Below are 18987 nucleotides of genomic sequence, written 5' to 3'. Positions count from 1 at the left end.
TTAACAGTTTACAACGACAGTGGAAATTAGACAAGTTAAATACTAAAGGACTGTGAAAGTTTATTTTTCAGCCAATTTTCCCACTCTTTTTTAGAATTTCCTAGCAAGTAAGGCTGATAATCATCTAAGCCTGCAAATGCACTGGAATAAAAGGCATTTCCTCCCAGTCCGATCGAAAGCTGGCCATCTAAGCTATTGATATGATCCACTAGCTGCAATGTTTTCTCCACATTTTCTATAAGCGTGCAGGACAAAAAGAGAAATTTCGGTTTTACTTCATCTAAAACAATTTCCATGTCTCCCTCTGCAACACTTGTCCCAAGGTAAATGACTTCAAATCCGCGCCTTCTTAAAAAAAGCGTGAAAATCATAAGCCCCAGTTCGTGCCATTCGCCAGGGCCGCAAACAGCTACCACTTTTGGCAAAAGACCATTCACAGGGAGCGTATGAAGAATCATTCCAATTCTTGACCTTAAAAATGAAGAGGCAAAATGTTCGTGAGCAGAGGTGATTTTACCTATTTCCCATAAGTCACCCGTTTTCACAAGAACAGTTCCTAAAATATCAATGATCACTTTATCAATTGAAAATAGGCTGAAGGCTCTGTTCATTAATTCATGAGCAAGGTTTTCATCAAATGACAACAAAGCCTTAAGCAGTTCATCTGTCAGCTCAGCTGCTCTGTCTGCTGCCGGTTCCTGCGCAAGGTTTGGTTCTTCAGGAGACATGCCTGTGTTTTCAAGCAGATTGACTGCCTGGCTTATTGAGAAGCCCCTGTTCACTTTGTTCATAAGCCATTTTAAAATTTTTATATGCTCTTCTGTATACAGGCGGTGCCCGGATTCATTCCTTACAGGAGCAATCATATTATAGCGTCTTTCCCATGCACGCAATGTTCCAGGCTGTATTCCGAGCATTTTAGACACTGCTTTTATATTGTATTTACCATCATGATTACTCATCATATTTCCTCCATAAAACCCTTTCTAAAGCAAAAAAGCTGAAAACCCCAGGGCATTCCAAAGTTCACTTGTTCATTTACCAATTTTAGCAGCTTTATCTGCTAAAATTATATAGGAATGAACATCGCGTGTAAACTTTGTATAACAGTTGGATAACCCCGATTCTTTATCAGCTTTTCTTTATTGTAATAAAATGGGCTTCAGCTGGAGCTCCCAGCCGGAGAGGAAGTTTGGAGGTTCCATATCCATTACTAATAAGAATTGTCGTTTCTTTTCTTTTAAAAACTTTCCCTTTCTCATATAATCCGAACTTGCCAAAACGTATTTGACCGCCGTGTGTATGTCCTGACAAGCAAAAAAAGATGTTATGTTCAGGGCGCAGCTTCTCAATTATATTAGGGTTGTGGCAAAGCAGGATTTTGAAGGCTTTATCATTCGCAGACTTAAGTCCAAGTTCCAGGTCATCCTGATTAAATTTCATTTCTCCCAGTCCAATAACCTGAATTTCCGGCTTCCCCGCAATAATTGCAGAGTTATGAAGAAGATGGATCTTCTCTTCTTTAAATATAGTCATAAGCTGATCCTGTTCCAGCTCAAAATCATTATTTCCCATTACAGCCGCCACTGGCCCATATGCTGACAGCTTCTTAACATTCTCTCTGATTCTTTTTAGCGGAACTCCCTTTTCTGCTAGATCTCCCCCTATAAGAACGATGTCTGCTTGCGAAGGAAATTGCTTAAGAAGTTTCTCGGAGATAATCCTTCTATGAATATCAGAGATAAACAATATAGTCAATTGTCCGCTTTTAAGAGGAAACTCTGGAAAGAAAAGATGATTTTCAGTCAAGGTATTCCTAAAAGCGTTTATAAGCATCCATCCGCCCAACAGCAAGGCCAGGGCAAAAGCAATTATTGCGTAAACCATTTATTTCCTCCATCAGTTAAAGTGTAAGGCACTTTTCTGTGCTTTTTTCATCGCGGGAATCAGCTGCGAATGTTAAGAAAAGATGCCACGAAGCTTATCTTTAAGCGTATTCGAAACACATACGAATAGCAACAATCTTTACGAAATCAGTAAAGTGTAAAACAGTTATTTGCTTTCATAAAATAAATTAATGCCAAATTCCTTTTTCATCACCTGAAAAACCATTTCTCTTTTCTTCCAATGAAATGGCTTCGGCCATAATTCAGGGCTTTTGCGAATGACCTCGCACCTTAATGCGTGAAATTCTGTTTCCGCTTTTTCTTCCTTCTTTTTAAAATAGAGAGAAGTGGCATATCCTCCTGCAATACTCATAATAAAAAATAAATGAAAGGAGCTTTCCAAAAAAGCGCTGAAAACGGTTGAAAATTCATCATGTCCCTGCCTTAGTATGGCAAAATAAAAATATCCCATAAAAAGAAGCACACAGAAAAATGTGAACAGCTGGAAATGCAAGCATTTCTTTTTGTACCGATCAAATTTTCTTTTCTTATCCACTAATCCCTGCAGCATTTTTTTTGTTGGCTCATCCGTACTTTGGTCAAACAGTTGAAATTCCTTTTCCATCTTATCACCATCATATTCAAGTTAGATAGTACAAGATATGAGGGCTGTATAACGATTATGTAGAAAAGACACATCGCCTAACTAAAAAAACGTTCCAAAAGGAACGCTCAATGTTAAAGGGGTATTTCAAGAACCTGTCCTGCATATACCTCATTATCCTGCAGTTTGTTCCATTTGCGGATTTTTTCTTCACCGCTTCGGCTCTTATAATACTTCATGGATATACGATAAAGTGTTTCTTGCGGCAGCACGGTGTGCTGTACAACTTTAACATTTTTATTTGGTTCTTTATCTGCCGTTTCACTAGTTCCCGCTTTTTCACTTTTATCCTTCGCAGTTTTCTTTTCATCTTTTAATTCGGATTGTGCTGTTTTTGGTTCAGTTTTAGCCTGCTCTTCTTTCTTTACATTAGCAGGCTTGTCCTCTTGAACCTTTTTTGTATCCTTTTTATTTTCTTCATTTACTGCTGCCGCAGATTTAGTTGATTCCTGTTTGGTTTCCTTTTGTTTTGGAGTTATTTCGTTTGCTGCAGCCTGATCAGAAGCGGAATGACTGTTTGTGTTGTCAGAGGGTTCGGGATTATCTGATGAGTCTTCATTTATGTATTCATATCCGCCGTTATTGGTGTTTACAGTCGTATGCTTCTGAGTGTAAATGGTTACTGTAAAGATCAGGATAATGAGCATGATAAAACATAAGGCCAAAAAATTAATTAACGGATATCTTAGTTTCTTTTTTTCTTTAGACGGCTTTTTTTTATGAACTTCGCTTCTTGAAGGATATTTTCCTGAACGGCTTTTTTCAGATGTTTCAGCCCTTCTCCTTAATCCTTCAGCTTGATCTTGATGATTATGATGATTCATCATTTGAAATTGATCCACCTCTCTTCAAGTACTCTATTCGAATTTGCACGGCAAAAACGAAATCGATGATAAAATGAGCAGTTATTGTCGTTAACAAATTGCCTGTCATTTCGTACATAATTCCAAGCAGAAAACTAACAAGGACAACAACTGTAAATAAAAGCATGCTGTTTAAATACCTGAAGTGCAGCAATGAAAAAATAGCACTTGCAACCCATATGCCAAAAGCATTTTGCAGGATTCCCCTAAAAAGCCACTCTTCCGTAAACGAAATCAGCAGGGCCAAAAATAGAATGTGAGGCAATTTGCAGGTGCGAAACAGTTTTTCATTAATTCCCCCATCATCATACCATGATTTCGGCAAAAATTTCATTATGAGGAAATCTATGAGAATGACAGCGCATGCAGTTAATACCCCAATTAAATAAATCTTAGGTTCATAAACATTCAGTTTTGAAAAAGTTGCAAATGGGCTGCCTAATAACAGCGTACTTAATACTATCGAAATAAAAATTAGAATGAACTGGGTCAAATAAAGCTGCCGTACCATTTGTCTGTCTGACAAAGAGCGAATCATTTCTTTTTGCTTATTAATCACTCTTTTTCCCTCACCAAGAACATATCTTTTAGTTCCTCCCGCCAATCAGGAAGTTCAGCATTCTGATTTTTACAGGGGTGCCCGTTTTTAAAGGGAGCTAACGTCAGCCCGCACTGGTCGCAGCAAATGGCAGGTTTTTCTTTTTCTTCCCTTACTTCACCAAAATACGCTAAAATTCCTTCTCTTCTGCATGAATTTATGGAAATCCATTTCATAAAATTATTCAGTTTGCTTAATTTTGCTTTTTGCCTTTCCTGCATTTTTCCCCATATTTCTTTAATAGCCTGATTAGGGGCAATCTGGTTCATACCAGCTAAATGATGTTCAATCAGGCGGATTTGCGTTTCCTGAAGCACTACAGAAGCTTTAGAAAAGGAGAACTCTTCATTAGCGGTCATTTCTATATAATTTTTCAATTGCTCATACTCAGGAAACTCATTTCGAATGAGATGAAGAGGAACTTCATAATCATTATCGTTAAATAGACTTATGGCAACTGCAGGAGCACCGTCTCTTCCAGCCCTCCCTATTTCCTGTACATAGGCTTCCATTCCTGATGGCATATGAAAATGGATCACATAACGGATATTTGATTTGTTTACACCCATACCAAATGCATTCGTGCTGCAAACAAGATCAAGCTGACCATTTAGGAATTGATGCTGGATCAGAATTCTTTGTTCCGGCTCCATGCCGCCATGATAATAGGCGGCACTTCTCACCCCATTTTCTTTTAAGTATGCAGTCAGGCGCTCTGTCCATTGTCTTCCACCGCAATAAATAATCCCAGGTCCTTTTAATTCTTTTACAAGCTCACTTGTCCTTTCAAGCTTTTCTGTCAGTCCGGACATTCTTTCAACACAAATGGCAATGTTGGGCCTGTCAACTGATTGGATATGCAGCTCAGGCTGATCCATCAGGAGTGATGACCGTATGTCTGAAAGAACTTCCTTTGTTGCTGTAGCTGTCAGAGCAAGACATGGGGCATGGTTCAGCTCTTTTCTCAATCGTCCCAGCATGGAATAGTCCGGTCTGAAATCATGTCCCCATTGTGATATGCAATGGGCTTCATCAACAACAAATAACGAAATTCGGATGTTTTTTAGCGCAGCCAATAAAGATGGGGATTTCAATGTTTCAGGAGACAAAAAAATAAAGCGGAAAGCATTGAGGTTTTTCATTGCTTTTTCTCTGTCGTGCATATCAAGAAAACTGTTGATCGCGATCACTCTTTTTTCACCATTCATCTTTAACTGCTGACTTTGATCATCCATCAGAGAAAGAAGCGGCGATACAATGATCACAGGACCACTGAGCATATATCCAGGAAGCTGGTAGCAAATGGATTTGCCGCCTCCTGTAGGAAGCATAGCCAAGACATCTTTTCCGCACATAATATCATGGATGATTTCCATTTGGCCTGGCCGAAATTCTTCATAGCCGAAGTTCTTCTTCAAGACTGCCTCATATTGATTTTTCATCGTTTTTCCTCCTCATTTCCGCATAAGCAAGCCTTATTTGAAAATAAGAAAATTGATGGTTCAAGCTTTCTTTTACTTTTTTTAGTTGTTTCGTTTGCAATAAAAGTATTTTGTTTATCATTTCATTCATTTCTTCTGCTGTTACAAATTCCGATAAATCAAAATCAGTATCATTCAGGGCTATTTCCACAACATGGTCCTCAATTGTGCTTTCTTTCAGCTTTCTTGCTGCTGCAATTTGCCCGATGGTTTTACCATTTGCAATCATTTCATATGTTTTCAATGCAGATGCTGTAAACGTTTTTCTTTCAGATGACGGCTGATAGAGATGTGAAAGAATGGAATAGCTGCCGTTTTCTATTTTTACCAGGAGGGAGTGAAGTACGTTTTTAAACAGCAGCTCTAGAAAAGCTGCATCTGTTTGAAAGTATTCTGAGAGCTGCCTAGTTGTCAAACCTATCCTGTTTTTTGAGCTGAGCCTATAAGTAAACACAGCCGCCTCTTTTTCCGAAACGCCTGAGAGGTGCGAATAAAGCTCATCATAAAGAGAAGCAGCCAGCTCTTTGCGTGAAATTTTTTGGGTGAGCAAAAAATGCTTCACCCATTGCAGGTCCTTTTCATTATTAGTAATAGGCAGGAAGCGGCTGTTTTCCCCCACGAGATTGGATACAGTCTGAACAAACAGGGATAGCCGGCTCCAAAATTGCCTCCCTTGAGCTGAATATTTCCATCCGTTTAAAGAGGCTGGAATGGAATGCTCATTCCATTCCTTTGAAAGATAGTCTCTTCCGCTGTTTGTTATCGAATCTGAATCAGCTATAAAGCCAGCCTTCAGAAGTTTCTCTCTGGAATCCTCCACTGTTTTTTTAGATATCCCCGGAAAAATGGCAAATAACGGTCCGAGTCCGAAAAGCTTTAGGTCCTGTATAGTCTGAGAAGACCTTTTCCCTTTAAACAAATGGTATACAGCTGATATGGACCGTTCTCCTTGAAACTTATGTACACAATATAATATCAGTAAATCTAAATAAGTCATCAACATTTCCCCGTAAGATTCAGACATATTTATTGGTATAGAAATATTTTATCAAAGATTAAAGCTCTTTTTGCAAATAATTTTTCAGTGAAGAAGAAGGTGTAAAGTTTTGTTTGGAGGGCAGTTTATTTGGAGAGAACCCTTCTTCTGCTCGTGAATCCATCCTTCATGTTTTTATTGAAAAGTTAATCTAACACCATTACAATGTATATATGTTTTAAGTTTTAACATCCCGTGAAGCAACCCGGGTGAAATTATAACAAGAACGATCAGGAGGTAATGTACATGGCTAAGTATACAATTGTTGATAAAGATACTTGTATCGCTTGCGGAGCATGCGGAGCGGCGGCACCGGACATTTATGATTATGATGATGAAGGAATTGCATTTGTCACACTTGATGACAACCAAGGTATTGTAGAAGTGCCTGAAATTCTTGAAGAAGATATGATGGATGCTTTTGAAGGCTGTCCTACAGATTCTATCAAAGTTGCTGATGAAGCATTTGATGGAGACGCAACTAAATTTGAATAAGGCTTTTAAAAACCCCGGTGCTGCGAGCAGTACCGGGGTTTTTTGAGGATTTATTATTCAGGCTGCGTTCCGCACTTCTGTTTGACGGGAGAGCCATGTTTTTAATTTGGCATAAAGCAGGAGAAAAACTGTAGTGATTAGAACTCCTTTAACCATGTTGAATGGCAGGATAAAAGCAACAATCGTTTGAATCATCTGCTGAGATGTAGTTGCTGGCGCATGGAAAAATAGCGTATATGCAGGAATAAAAACAAAATAATTAAGTATTCCCATTAGTACTGTCATACATAGTGTTCCTATTACAAGTCCTGAAGCAACTCCTTTGGTTGAAGTTGTTTTTTTATAGATCCAAGAAACAGGCAAGATGAACAATAGCCCAGAAATGAAATTTGCGCATTCTCCAACAGGAACTCCTGTACCGCTCCCCTGAATCATATAATGGAGAAGATTTTTGATACCTTCTACTACAATTCCTGCAACAGGACCAAACACGATCGCTGCTATAATTGCAGGGATATCACTGAAATCAATCTTTAATAACAAAGGTCCCGGATATGGAATTTCCAGCATCATCAGCAAATAGGCAATGCTGCTTAAAACACCTACAACTACCTGCTTTCTGGTTTTACTTACTCTCACAAAAATCTCTCCTTTTCATGATCTATCCCGAAAAGAAAGAAAAGGTCACCGGCCTGCAAACAAAAACCCCCTGCTCAGGAAGAACAAGGGGAGAAATTTGCAGGTCAAATAAACGAATAAATGAATTGCTTTATTCGCAAACCTCCATCTTCTCCCATCCAGACTGTACTGTCGGCTCCGGAATCACACCGGATCCTGCCCATATTGCGGCTCGCGGGCTTAAAATGCATTTGCATTTATCACCGCCGGTCGGGAATTGCACCCTGCCCCGAAGATCGATCAATATTTTATTTTCAGACTCATTATAAGGTAAACCATTATATTTGTATAGATAAAAGTCTTGGAAATTTATCGGAATACTTTAGATAAATTGTTTTCTTATTATGGCATTTTTTTTAATCAAAATAGATCATTCCAGTAAACGCTTTCACACTTTACTGCATTGACATAATCTCAGGAATATGATAAATTATCAAAAAATTTTAAATTTGCAGTTAGGGGATGTTTGAGTGTTTCGCATACTTGTTTCAGATCCAATAAGCAAAGAAGGATTAGAGCCTTTGTTGCAGAGTGACAGCATAGAAATTGTCCAAAAAAATGTGGCAGAAGCAGAAGAGGAACTAGGTTTGTTTGATGCTCTGCTTGTCAGAAGCGCTACGAAAGTTACCCAATCTCTGATGGAGAAAATGCCAAACCTCAAAATTATTGGAAGAGCTGGTGTTGGTGTTGATAATATTGATATTGACCAGGCTACAAGAAATGGAATTATTGTTATTAATGCACCCGATGGCAATACGATTTCAACAGCTGAACATACTTTTGCGATGATTACCTCTTTAATGAGGCATATTCCTCAAGCTAATGCTTCTGTGAAATCGAAAGAATGGAAACGGTCTGCCTTCCTTGGAAGCGAACTTTACGGAAAGGTTCTCGGAATAGCGGGTTTAGGCCGGATTGGCAGTGAAATTGCCAAGCGTGCAAGAGCTTTTGGAATGAAGGTTGTTGTCTTTGATCCGTTTTTAACTAACGAAAGAGCATCTAAAATCGGAGTTGAGAGCTACTCTCTCGATCAATTGCTGCAGGAAGCAGATATTATTACAGTACATACTCCATTAACAAAAGAAACAAAAGGACTTTTAAATCATGAAACCATTGCCAAAACAAAAAAAGGCGTTTATTTGGTTAACTGCGCTAGAGGTGGAATCATTGATGAAGATGCACTCATTACTTACCTTGAAAGCGGGCATGTAAAAGGAGCCGCCTTAGATGTATTTGTAACAGAACCGCCAACTGATTCAAGGCTTCTTCAGTTCAATCAAGTTATTACAACTCCTCACCTTGGTGCATCCACTAAAGAGGCTCAGCTGAACGTCGCTTCTCAAGTTGCAGAAGAGATCTTAACATTTGTTAATGGCGGTCAGGTAACATCTTCTGTTAACTTGCCTTCTTTATCAGAAGATGTCTACAAAGAAATTAAACCGTTTGATACATTAGCCAAAAAAATGGGGTCCATTTTATCCCAATGCATGAGAGAGCCAGTGCAGAACATCACCGTTCAATATGAAGGAACAGTCGCAGATCTTGAAACTTCCTTTATTACAAAAAGCCTGATTGCTGCATTTCTTAAAGGCCGGGTCGATGTGACTGTTAATCCGGTCAATGCCGGTATGATTGCACGAGAGAGGGGAATCAGTTTATCAGAAGGAACTACTGCCAACAATTCCGGATATGCCAACTGTTTGACAGTCCAAGTTAAAGGCGATCGCACTACTTTTGAAATTAAAGGGACTTATATTCCTGAGTACGGTGTACGAATTATCGCTTTAAACGGGTTTTCCATTGATTTTTATCCTGAAGGCCACTTGCTGTATGTTCAGCATACAGACGTTCCAGGGGTTATAGGAAACGTTGGAAGGATACTTGGAGACCATTCAGTCAACATTGCCACCATGCAGGTAGGAAGGAAAAAACGGGGCGGTGAAGCGATCATGATGCTTAGCTTTGATAAACCCCTTGAAAATTCCCTATTAGAGGCTTTTAATCAAATTACGGAAATTGTTTCTATTCTTCCTCTGGAAATGGAAAATTAATGCCTTGAATTCATAAAAATGCCTGTTCCATAATGGAACAGGCATTTTTGTATTCATTTTATCCAATAGGAACTTCTTTTCTTTCGCCTCTTGAGAAGGTCATGATCGTTTCATACCCTGTTTTCTTTGCCAGTTCAACTGCCTGATCAAAATCTGCTCCTACATCTTTTGGCTGATGGGCATCAGATGAAAGCACAATAGGGACTCCTTCTTTACGGCACATAGCAAGAAGCGTCTCATCGGGATACAGCTTTCCAATCGGCTTTCGGATTCCGGCTGTGCTGATTTCAACGCATGTTTTTGAATTTCCCAGTGCTTTCGCTGCGCGCTCATATTGTTCTAAAAGAAACTCTTCATCCTCTGGTATATACTTAAATATTTTCACCAAATCCAAATGTCCGACAATATCGAATAAATTAGATTCTGCTAGCGTGACAATTTGATCAAAGTATTTCCTGTAGGTGTCATAGAGATCTCTTTTGTCCCACTCCCCTATGTATTCAGCCAAATCGATTCCAAAGTCCCCTACCCAGTGAACAGAACCGATGGTGTAGTCAAATGAATATTGATCAATAAATTTTTTCATCTCCTGATGCTTTCCGGGAGTATAATCCATTTCGATTGACATTTTAACATCGATACCGGCATTCCACGCTTCTTTAAAAAGAGCTGTGTAATCCTTCATATCAAAAAATCTTCTTTCATCAACCCATGGATTGCTTAAAATATCTTTTGTCTGATAAAAATGATAGGCATGTTCCGAAATTCCAAAATGCTGAATACCTTTTGCTTCCGCTTCAACGGTGAATTTTTTTAAATAGTTTAATGTTAATGTGCCGCGCTCCAAATGATTATGATAGTCTGTTAGCATTTCGTCACCCCTGTTCTCTTTTTTCTACCATACCATTACTATGAGGTGATTTGAAGGAGGTTTTTTTATGTAAGCATTTACATTAAAAGAAATTTTCAAATAAATCTCAATTAATAGAATAATATTATTTCAATAAAATAGTTTGTATATTTATTCTCCTTGATGTATTATTAAGCATATTGAAAAATACTCTATTAAAATGGATCGGCAGGTTAAATTAAATGAACACAATTGAAAAAAAAAAGCTTGGTGTTTTAGGATTATCTCTAATTAGCATTAATGCTATTTTAGGATTAAAAAATATACCATTTGCTGCAACGATTGGGCCTTCAGCTATTACTTTCTGGATTGCAGCAGCACTGCTGTATTTTATCCCTATCAGTCTGATCGTGGCAGAACTTTCGACATCGTTCCCAGAGCAGGGTGGAATAAGTGCTTGGGTGGAACGGGCCTTCGGAAAGAAAGCCAGTTTTTTATGCGGATGGTTTTTCTGGGTGGCGAACTTTACCTACTATCCTTCTCTCTTAATCGGCATTACGGTAAATGTTTCCTATGCCATTAATTTACCGCAAATTATTCATAATTCTTGGTATACGACTATTGTTTCCATTGTTATCTTTTGGAGCATCACTTTGATTACTCTCAGAGGGACTCAAATGAGCGGTAAAATGGCAGCAATCGGGGCCCCAATCGGGGTTATTGTACCAGCAATTCTCATTTTCGGCTTTGGGCTGGCAAGCATTTTAAGCGGACATCCTTCTGCAACACCTTTTACAGCTGAAACGATTGCCCCAAAAAATCTTTCTCTTGATACGGTTATGTTTCTTTCAACCTTAATGTTTGCTTTTTCTGGAATTGAAATGCTCGGCACTATTGCGAGAGATGTTAAAAATCCTCAAAAATCGTTTCCAAAAGCCATTCTGATCTCTTCTATTATCATAGGAGTTATTTATATCCTTGGTACTCTGGCATTTCAATTTGTTATCAAAATTACACCTGATGATACAGCAACAGCTCTTTATCAGTTTGCTGATCAAATAACGAAGCAATTCCATTTGCCATTCAACCTTTCACAGGTGCTCGGGATCTGTTTTGTCATTGCTATACTGGGTTCCTTAACATTTTTGATTCTGAATCCAAGTGTTATGATGGCTGAGAGCGGCAAAGGCATACTCCCTGCAAATTTGACAAAGTCCAGCAAAAACAATATTCCGGCAAACTTGATTTTATGGCAGGCTGTTGGAGTTACGGTCATCCTCGTTTCATCAGGTTTTATTCCAAGTGTTTCAGGCGCCTTGAATATGCTCATTTTAATGGCTACACTGGCCTTTTTCATTCCATATGTGTTTTTAATTCTTGCTTATATTAAACTTAGAATATCGGATAAAACAACCTTTAGGCCGTTTCGTGTTAAAAATAACTTTCTCGCTTACACGATATCAGCTGCAGGGCTCATTTCTGTTATTGGAACGATTCTTTTAACTCTTGTGCCATCACCTGGTACAACCTTTTCTGAATACGCTCCGATGGTTGCAGGACCTGTTATTTTTACATTGCTTGGTCTTTGGTTTTACCGATCAGGTACAAAAACAAAAAAGGCAGATCTTAAAAAAGCGAGCTAATCAATTTGCTGGATTAACTTTAAAAAACGGTGAATTTCCCCTTGGGACTTTCACCGTTTTTTGTGTGTTAATCGACTTGATTATTTATTCACCATACCTGCAAATATATGCATGGGTATACATTTCCTTTGATTATCCGTTTTTCCAGTGGATTGGATTTGGGGAATAAGGTACCGCTACCGGCTTCGTAACATCCATTCGGCCAATCCTGGCTGCTTGAAGATTTTTAAATCTTACTGTTTCAAATCCAAATTCTTTGGCTGTAAGAAGCAGTCCTTCAAGCATAACTACATATTGTTCAGACTTCTCCATTTGAGAATGTTTTGAAAAATAAATGATCAGTTCATGGCCTGCTGATTTTAATTCTTTAATTGGCAGTTCCTTGAGCAAAAGGGATTTTTGAGAATTGTTTTCCTTCGTTTTCATTGCTTCTACTGCCTGATTGATTGTTGCATACGTTTCCCGTGAAGGAGTTAACAGCTTTTGATGCTGCGTTTCTGTTTGAAACAAATAATAAGCCTTTTTCATTTCTTTTTTTAATTCAAGAGAATTCAGCTTTCCATAAGGACCAAAATCAATTCCTTCTTTTCCATTCGTCATTAAATCAATTTTTTTATAGCCGGACCATCGAAACGTTTCTTCCAGTATATCTTTTAAAAAACTGTCTGCCTCACTCGAAATTTTCCTTCCATCTGTCACATTTACGTGAACCGTGTTTAGTGGCTGATCCTGAAATTCCAGCCCTTTTATTTCTGGGGGGGCAAATCCCATTGCTTCGATATTTACATGATCAAGCAGCTGATTAATTTGGGATGGTTTGGAGTCATTTACGCTTCCTTCAAATGTAACTGGAATAATATTTTCAATGTTTTGGTCTCTTAAGGCTATTACTACTGCACGATTCTTCTGGCTTTCTGGAACAACAAACGTTTTTGCAACTGCTGTCTGTTTAGGTGCTGTTTCCTTATTTTCTGCGATAGCAGGCGCCCTATTTTCAGAATCTGATTGCGGGGCTTTTGAAGAATCAGAAACCGGGGTTTTTGAAGAATCGGAAACCGGTGTTTCCGGGAGAGATTTTTTACTATTTACGCTCTCTTTTTTTGCTGCTGAGTTCTCAGATACCTCAATTTTCTCTGGACCTTTGCTTGAGGATGAGGACTTTTCGTTACTGCTTTGACTTCCAGTCAGCTGGGAGATCCAAGAAGGGGAGACAATGAACAAGATCAAAAGTACAGCAGCACTTGCAATGAGCGGCCCAATCCAAACTTTTCTGGATTTTTGCTGCATCCTCATTTCTACATTTTGACGAATTTCGCTTTTCGGTCGCTTATCCGTTATGCCTGGCAATTCACCAAGCAATTTTTCAATTCCTTCCTCATTCCACTCTGATTTTTTCATCCTTGCTCCCCTCCTTTTCTTTTAGGCTTACCATCAGCTGTTTTAATACTTTGATTCCCCTGTGCTGGGTTGTTTTCACTTTACTTTCCGTCCAACCTAGAGCCTCAGCTGTTTCAGTTATGGACAGCCCTTGAATGTACCTTAAAATGATAACTGATTGCTGATCAACTGTGCACTGATCAAGCGAGCGGTAGATCCATTGCACTTCTTCATTCTGAAGGGCAATTTCTTCAGGAAGAGGCGCTAAATCCTGCACCTGCTGTGTATCCCAATCAAATTTCTCGAGAATTCTCTGGCGGACAGTTTTCTGTTTCCGAAACCAGTCAATCGCAACATGTCTTGCAATAGAGAAAAGCCAGGTTTTTTCGCTGCTTCTCCCTTCAAAACGATCGAAGGATTTTAATACTCTTATGTAAACCTCTTGAACAAGGTCTTCCGCCTGTTCTCGATTTTTCACCATATAGAAGAGAAATTGAAAAATATCCTGATGGTATTTTTCATAGATTTTCTGAAAGGTGTCTTCCATGAAAACCCTCCGTTCATTTACTATGTCGTAAGCTGACAATAAAAAGTTACATCCCAACTATATTATGCAACAGCAAAAAAAGGAAGGTTATTCCTTCCTTTTATATGAAAAAACCATTATTCACTTTTCTTCCCTCTGAACACGATGGCACTTCTCTCATATTCTACATCTTTATATCCCGCCCGACAGTTCACTACTCTTGCAGCGGCAAATAAATAATCGGATAACCGGTTAATATATTGCATAACTGCATCACTGACTGGTTCCAATTTATGAAGTGTAACAATTCTTCTCTCGGCTCTTCTGGCAACTGTTCTGGCTAAATGAAGGCTTGCGGAGGCTTCAGAGCCTCCAGGTAAAATGAAGCGTTCAAGCGGAGGAGCTTCTTGAGTATAGGCATCGATTCTTGATTCCAGATCAGAAGCCATCTCAGGTGTTGTTTTATCTACACGTTTTTCTTTGCTTAATACAGAGGCAAGGTCCCCTCCGCAGTCAAACAATTCATGCTGGATTTTCTCAAGTTCTGCGTAAATATCGCTGTATTTTTCCTCTTTTAGCATTGTCATGGATTGTCCTACGATGGCATTCAGTTCATCAACGGTTCCGTAAGCTTCCACCCTTGCATCGTCCTTGTCAACTCTTCCGCCGATAATGCTCGTTTGTCCCTTATCCCCTGTACGTGTATATAAGTTCACAGCTCATTCCCCATTTCTCCATCCTATTATCCGTTTTCTGTTTTTTTCTGCAAGGCTCTCTTAAACTTGACTGTTGAAAATTCCGCTTCAGGTACTATCTTAAGCGGGAGGCCTTAAGAGCCTCCTCGGCGCTATGTGCCTGCTGGGCCTCCCTTAACTCGCTTTTTTCGCCGAAGTCTAAAGCACCCGCTCCAATCAACATGGTGCCAAAAAATAAAGATTTAGCTTTAACTGACCTATCTGTTAAAAAGAAATGGTAAATCATTCTATTTTATTCCGGGCAAGAAGAAGCTGAACGTGGTGCCCTCATTAATACGGCTGCGGACAGCAATTGTTCCCTGATGGGCTTCTACAATGTTTTTGGCAATAGCAAGCCCGAGTCCAGTTCCGGAACGGCCTCTCGTTCTCGCTTTATCCGCTTTGTAAAACCGTTCAAATATAAATGGCAGATCTTCCTCGTCTATTCCTGAGCCAGAATCACTCACATCAAATTTCAATCCATCTTCAGTACTATCCACTCGAATAAGGACTTGGCCGCCTTGCTGAGTATGGCGTATGGCGTTATCCACCAGATTGGTCAGAACCTGCTCAATTTTATCAGGATCCATTTCAAAGCTTTCTTCATTAATAGCCGTTTCTGCTTTCAGTTTGATGGATTTATCTTTGGCAGGCCCTTGAAATTTACGGCTGATTTTTTCAATAAAGTCATAAACATGAACATCTTCGTAGTTTAGCGTTATATGACCTGCTTCCATTCTGGCAAGATCAAGAAGATCATTTACGAGCCTTCCCATTCGGAGAGACTCATCATGAATGATCTGGGCAATCTCTTTTTGGTCTTCTTCACTGCCCGCTATATCATCTACGATCGCTTCACTGTAGCCTTGAAGCATGGCAATAGGGGTTCTTAGCTCATGGCTGACATTTGCAATAAAATCTTCTCGAAGCTTATCAAGCTTCCGTTCCTCAGTCATATCCCTTAAAACAGCAACGGCTCCCCTTACATAATCCTGGTCATACAAAGGCGTCATTAAGAGCACCCATGATCTTCCTTGCAGGGTAATTTCAACTATCTGTTCTTTTTCGGTTTGTACAACTCTTTGAAAAAGCTCCTTTGCTTCAGGGGGCATATCATCGCCGTTTTGTATTTTCATATTCTGTTCATAATACCAAGCCTGCAGAAAGCGCTCTGCCGGAGGATTTGTGACCAATATGGTACCATCAATATTCAGCGTTATAACCCCATCAGCCATACTGCTTAAAATACTGGATAAGTGCTCTTTTTCCTGGCTTAATGCATTTATATGAAACTTAAGCTGCTTACCCATTTGATTAAAAGCAATGGCAAGCTCTCCAATTTCATCATTAGTCATAATCGGCACCTTTGTATCAAATTTGCCTCTTGCCAGTTCAAAGGCTGCCTCTCTCATTTTCCGAAGGGGATTCGTTATCCTTGTAGAAAGAAAAAAGGCAAACACAGTGGTCAGGATAATCCCAAGAAGCGCAGCCAGAAGCGTATATTTCGTCGTGCTTTTCGTAGCTTCCTGGACAGCATTTAAGGATCTGGTGACATATACAGCACCTGGCTCACTGCCTGAAGCCTTATATGGCACCCCTGTTATAAGAACTTGTTCAATACCTTTGCTGTTTTTAGTGCTGATCCGCTTAATGATTTTTTGATTCGTTTTGATGACGCCTTCCAGTTCTTTGTCCTTCTGAATATCTGAAAAAGAAACATGCGGCTGCTCATTCGATTTTGCAGGAGAAGACCAAACACGGTTTTGGCTGTCCTGAATGATAATACTTGTGGAATCATCTGCAAGCTCTGATGAAATAGATCTTGCAAGATTTGCATCACGATGATGAGAAAGAATGAGCGCCACTTTCCCTCCAAGCTGATCAAGCTCTTTTTCTGCAAGACTCACATGATAATTTTCAATAAATTCAAACCATAGTACAGTCAGAATTAACAGCACAACAGAGACAAGAAGCAAAATGGTGGCCCAAAGCTTACCAACAACACTTCGCCATGGTCTCATTCATTTCCAACCTCAAACTTATAGCCGACTCCCCATACCGTTACAATCATTTTGGCTGCTTCTGCAGATACTTTATTGAGTTTTTCCCTAAGGCGCTTTACATGAGTATCAACTGTTCTCAAGTCGCCAAAAAACTCATATTGCCAAACCTCTTTTAACAGCTTTTCGCGGTCATAAACCTTATCAGGTGTTTTGGCGAGGAAATACAAAAGCTCATACTCTTTTGGAGTGAGGCTGACTTCCATGTTGTCCGCAGTTACTCTGTGAGCATCATGATCGATAGAAATATGAGGAAATACAATCACATTTTTAGCTGTTGTATCAGTTTTCAAAAAGGAAGTCTGTGATGATCTTCTCAAAAGGGCTTTCACTCTTAAAATGACTTCTCTTGGGCTGAAAGGTTTCACAATGTAATCGTCTGTGCCAACTTCAAAACCTTGGACACGGTTTGTTTCCTCTCCCTTTGCGGTCAGCATGATAACAGGAGTGGCTTTTTTCTCACGCAGCTGTCTGCACACTTCCACTCCGTCGATTCCGGGCATCATTAAATCGAGAAGAATGAGGGAATAGTCATTCGCAAGAGCTTTTTCCAATGCTTCGTTTCCGTCTTCAGCTTCTTCTATTAAGAATCCTTCACGTTCCAGGTACATTTTGAGCAGCCGGCGGATTCTGGCTTCATCATCTACAACAAGCACTTTTAAATTTTGGTAATCTTCCATACAAAGACCTCCTAGAACACATCATGATATTTCCTTCTGTCACTGAAAAGAGAAAACCTTCACAGCAAAAAGTGAAGGCTTGAAACCATTTTAAAAACTTTCTCAAATCTTTTTGCTTCTCAAAAACAGAATAAAAGATCTGAATCTCCAAGTTTTAAAACTGCTGTTATTAAGCGTAAGAATGCAAGCCTGCAATGACCAGATTTACAAATATAAGATTGAACATGATGATCGCAAATCCAATAACAGCTAGCCACGCCGATTTCTCTCCATGCCATCCTCTTGAAAGTCGCAAATGAAGATACGCTGCATAGAATAGCCAGGTAACAAGCGCCCAGACTTCCTTCGGATCCCAGCCCCAAAATCTTGTCCATGCTGCCTGAGCCCAGATCATGGCAAAAATGAGGGCACCAAGAGTAAAGACTGGAAAACCGATCGTAACAGAGCGGTAGCCGATCTCATCGGTAAGATCCAGATTTAGTTTATTTGTAAGAGGCTGAAGCATTTTGGATATGCTTTTCCTCATTATTAATCTTGCCAATCCATACAAAATCAAACCAGTAAAGAAAGACCATAGCACTGTATTTAATTTTCTGCCGGAAAAAACGGCCGGCACATCAAACAGCGGATTCATTTTACCGGGGGTAAGCAATTCTCCCTTATTTGGACCAATCAGAGCTGGCATCTGATAAACCATCTCAGCCTCTGCTCCTTTTTTATCAATCCATTTAAAAGATTCTTCATATCCTGCTAACCTGAAAATACTTGTAATAATAATAAATCCTATGGTAGCAACCATGAAAAACATAACAAATTCAAGCCAAAACGTCTTTTTTGAAGGCTTGGAATGGTCTGTATTTTTCAGCAGATACAACACTCCAGCAATAAAGCTAATGGCAAGAATGGCCTGGCCCAGAGCGGCGGTTGTCACATGTATGTACAGCCACTGGCTCTTAAGGGCAGGAATAAGCGGGGATATATCTGTTGGAAACATACTTGCATAAGCAATCAGCAAAAGAGCTACCGGCAGAGTGAATAGCCCAAGAATAGCTGTTTTATAGAGAAAGTATAGAATGATAAAGGCAAGAACCAGCATCATGCCAAAGAAGGTAGTAAATTCAAATAAATTGCTGACAGGGGCATGCCCAGAAGCAATCCATCTTGTCACAAAATAGGCTATCTGTGCGAGAAATCCTGTTATAGTAACAATGATGGCAGCCATTGACCATTTTCGGAATGTCTTTTCCTTACTGTCTCTCCGGCTGTCTCTAATGGAACCGCCAAACAAAAATGTTGCTGCAAGATAAAGGATAAACGCTGCATATAAAAAATTACTGCTGATCTCAGCCATCAGGCTTCCTCCCC

18 protein-coding genes and 1 riboswitch are annotated in these 18987 nt (G+C 39.5%); of the genes, 3 read left to right on the top strand and 15 right to left on the bottom strand.

The window, feature by feature from the left end; genetic code table 11:
- Nucleotides 1-35: 35 nt before the first annotated feature.
- The 7 genes from ACOT8F_RS12705 to ACOT8F_RS12675 all read right to left on the bottom strand — a co-directional run bounded on the left by ACOT8F_RS12705 (nucleotide 36) and on the right by ACOT8F_RS12675 (nucleotide 6489).
- Nucleotides 36-962 carry a MerR family transcriptional regulator gene (locus ACOT8F_RS12705; protein ID WP_421652412.1) on the bottom strand — a complete coding sequence of 309 codons (927 nt, stop codon included), beginning with the start codon at nucleotides 960-962 and terminating at the stop codon, nucleotides 36-38.
- Between the two features lie 169 nt (nucleotides 963-1131).
- Nucleotides 1132-1887, bottom strand: a complete 756-nt coding sequence (locus tag ACOT8F_RS12700) for a metallophosphoesterase (protein WP_421652288.1) — start codon at nucleotides 1885-1887, stop codon at nucleotides 1132-1134.
- Between the two features lie 165 nt (nucleotides 1888-2052).
- Entirely contained in the window at nucleotides 2053-2511 is a 459-nt protein-coding gene (locus ACOT8F_RS12695; protein WP_421652287.1) for a DUF2663 family protein, read from the bottom strand.
- A 113-nt stretch (nucleotides 2512-2624) separates the two neighbouring features.
- Nucleotides 2625-3377, bottom strand: a complete 753-nt coding sequence (locus tag ACOT8F_RS12690; RefSeq protein WP_421652286.1) for a LysM peptidoglycan-binding domain-containing protein — start codon at nucleotides 3375-3377, stop codon at nucleotides 2625-2627.
- On the bottom strand, nucleotides 3361-3972 hold the full coding sequence (locus ACOT8F_RS12685) for a CPBP family intramembrane glutamic endopeptidase (RefSeq protein ID WP_421652285.1): 612 nt from the start codon (nucleotides 3970-3972) through the stop codon (nucleotides 3361-3363). The genes ACOT8F_RS12690 and ACOT8F_RS12685 overlap by 17 nt, the downstream gene beginning before the upstream one ends.
- Nucleotides 3969-5453, bottom strand: coding sequence for a RecQ family ATP-dependent DNA helicase (locus ACOT8F_RS12680; RefSeq protein WP_421652284.1), 1485 nt, complete (start codon nucleotides 5451-5453; stop codon nucleotides 3969-3971). Before ACOT8F_RS12680 ends, ACOT8F_RS12685 begins: the two co-directional genes overlap by 4 nt.
- Nucleotides 5437-6489 carry a YpbB family protein gene (locus ACOT8F_RS12675; RefSeq protein WP_421652283.1) on the bottom strand — a complete coding sequence of 351 codons (1053 nt, stop codon included), beginning with the start codon at nucleotides 6487-6489 and terminating at the stop codon, nucleotides 5437-5439. The genes ACOT8F_RS12680 and ACOT8F_RS12675 overlap by 17 nt, the downstream gene beginning before the upstream one ends.
- A 285-nt stretch (nucleotides 6490-6774) precedes the next feature.
- Between ACOT8F_RS12675 and ACOT8F_RS12670 the strand changes: the two genes are divergently transcribed.
- Entirely contained in the window at nucleotides 6775-7023 is a 249-nt protein-coding gene (locus tag ACOT8F_RS12670; RefSeq protein WP_421652282.1) for a ferredoxin, read from the top strand.
- A gap of 57 nt (nucleotides 7024-7080) precedes the next feature.
- Here ACOT8F_RS12670 and ACOT8F_RS12665 read toward each other — a convergent pair whose 3' ends face one another.
- Nucleotides 7081-7662: an ECF transporter S component gene (locus ACOT8F_RS12665; protein WP_421652281.1), complete on the bottom strand. Its 582-nt coding sequence runs from the start codon at nucleotides 7660-7662 to the stop codon at nucleotides 7081-7083.
- A gap of 142 nt (nucleotides 7663-7804) precedes the next feature.
- Nucleotides 7805-7942, bottom strand: a riboswitch (FMN riboswitch).
- 229 nt (nucleotides 7943-8171) lie between these two features.
- Here ACOT8F_RS12665 and serA point away from each other — a divergent pair.
- Nucleotides 8172-9752: a phosphoglycerate dehydrogenase gene (serA, locus tag ACOT8F_RS12660; RefSeq protein ID WP_421652280.1), complete on the top strand. Its 1581-nt coding sequence runs from the start codon at nucleotides 8172-8174 to the stop codon at nucleotides 9750-9752.
- 58 nt (nucleotides 9753-9810) lie between these two features.
- On the opposite strand, the gene ACOT8F_RS12655 is transcribed toward serA, so the two are convergent.
- Complete coding sequence (locus ACOT8F_RS12655) at nucleotides 9811-10623, bottom strand: histidinol-phosphatase (protein WP_421652279.1); 813 nt, start codon at nucleotides 10621-10623, stop codon at nucleotides 9811-9813.
- A 221-nt stretch (nucleotides 10624-10844) separates the two neighbouring features.
- On the opposite strand from ACOT8F_RS12655, the gene ACOT8F_RS12650 reads away from it, so the two are divergent.
- On the top strand, nucleotides 10845-12245 hold the full coding sequence (locus tag ACOT8F_RS12650) for an APC family permease (protein WP_421652278.1): 1401 nt from the start codon (nucleotides 10845-10847) through the stop codon (nucleotides 12243-12245).
- 132 nt (nucleotides 12246-12377) lie between these two features.
- Here ACOT8F_RS12650 and ACOT8F_RS12645 read toward each other — a convergent pair whose 3' ends face one another.
- The 6 genes from ACOT8F_RS12645 to ccsB all read right to left on the bottom strand — a co-directional run bounded on the left by ACOT8F_RS12645 (nucleotide 12378) and on the right by ccsB (nucleotide 18973).
- On the bottom strand, nucleotides 12378-13643 hold the full coding sequence (locus ACOT8F_RS12645) for a hypothetical protein (RefSeq protein WP_421652277.1): 1266 nt from the start codon (nucleotides 13641-13643) through the stop codon (nucleotides 12378-12380).
- The gene (sigX, locus tag ACOT8F_RS12640) at nucleotides 13621-14169 is read right to left on the bottom strand and encodes an RNA polymerase sigma factor SigX (RefSeq protein WP_421652276.1); all 549 of its coding nucleotides are present in this window, start codon (nucleotides 14167-14169) and stop codon (nucleotides 13621-13623) included. Before sigX ends, ACOT8F_RS12645 begins: the two co-directional genes overlap by 23 nt.
- A gap of 116 nt (nucleotides 14170-14285) precedes the next feature.
- Nucleotides 14286-14864, bottom strand: coding sequence for a cob(I)yrinic acid a,c-diamide adenosyltransferase (locus tag ACOT8F_RS12635; RefSeq protein ID WP_421652275.1), 579 nt, complete (start codon nucleotides 14862-14864; stop codon nucleotides 14286-14288).
- A 266-nt stretch (nucleotides 14865-15130) separates the two neighbouring features.
- Nucleotides 15131-16903 carry an ATP-binding protein gene (locus ACOT8F_RS12630; protein ID WP_421652274.1) on the bottom strand — a complete coding sequence of 591 codons (1773 nt, stop codon included), beginning with the start codon at nucleotides 16901-16903 and terminating at the stop codon, nucleotides 15131-15133.
- The gene (locus ACOT8F_RS12625) at nucleotides 16900-17622 is read right to left on the bottom strand and encodes a response regulator transcription factor (RefSeq protein WP_421652273.1); all 723 of its coding nucleotides are present in this window, start codon (nucleotides 17620-17622) and stop codon (nucleotides 16900-16902) included. Before ACOT8F_RS12625 ends, ACOT8F_RS12630 begins: the two co-directional genes overlap by 4 nt.
- Before the next feature lie 169 nt (nucleotides 17623-17791).
- The gene (gene ccsB, locus ACOT8F_RS12620; RefSeq protein ID WP_421652272.1) at nucleotides 17792-18973 is read right to left on the bottom strand and encodes a c-type cytochrome biogenesis protein CcsB; all 1182 of its coding nucleotides are present in this window, start codon (nucleotides 18971-18973) and stop codon (nucleotides 17792-17794) included.
- Nucleotides 18974-18987: the final 14 nt, after the last annotated feature.

The sequence above is a fragment of the Chryseobacillus diguaensis genome (assembly GCF_049220665.1).
In the GTDB taxonomy this organism is placed as follows: domain Bacteria; phylum Bacillota; class Bacilli; order Bacillales; family Bacillaceae; genus Metabacillus_B.
The sequence above is the reverse complement of the archived record's forward strand: the minus strand, read 5'-3'. Positions and strand labels throughout refer to the sequence as shown.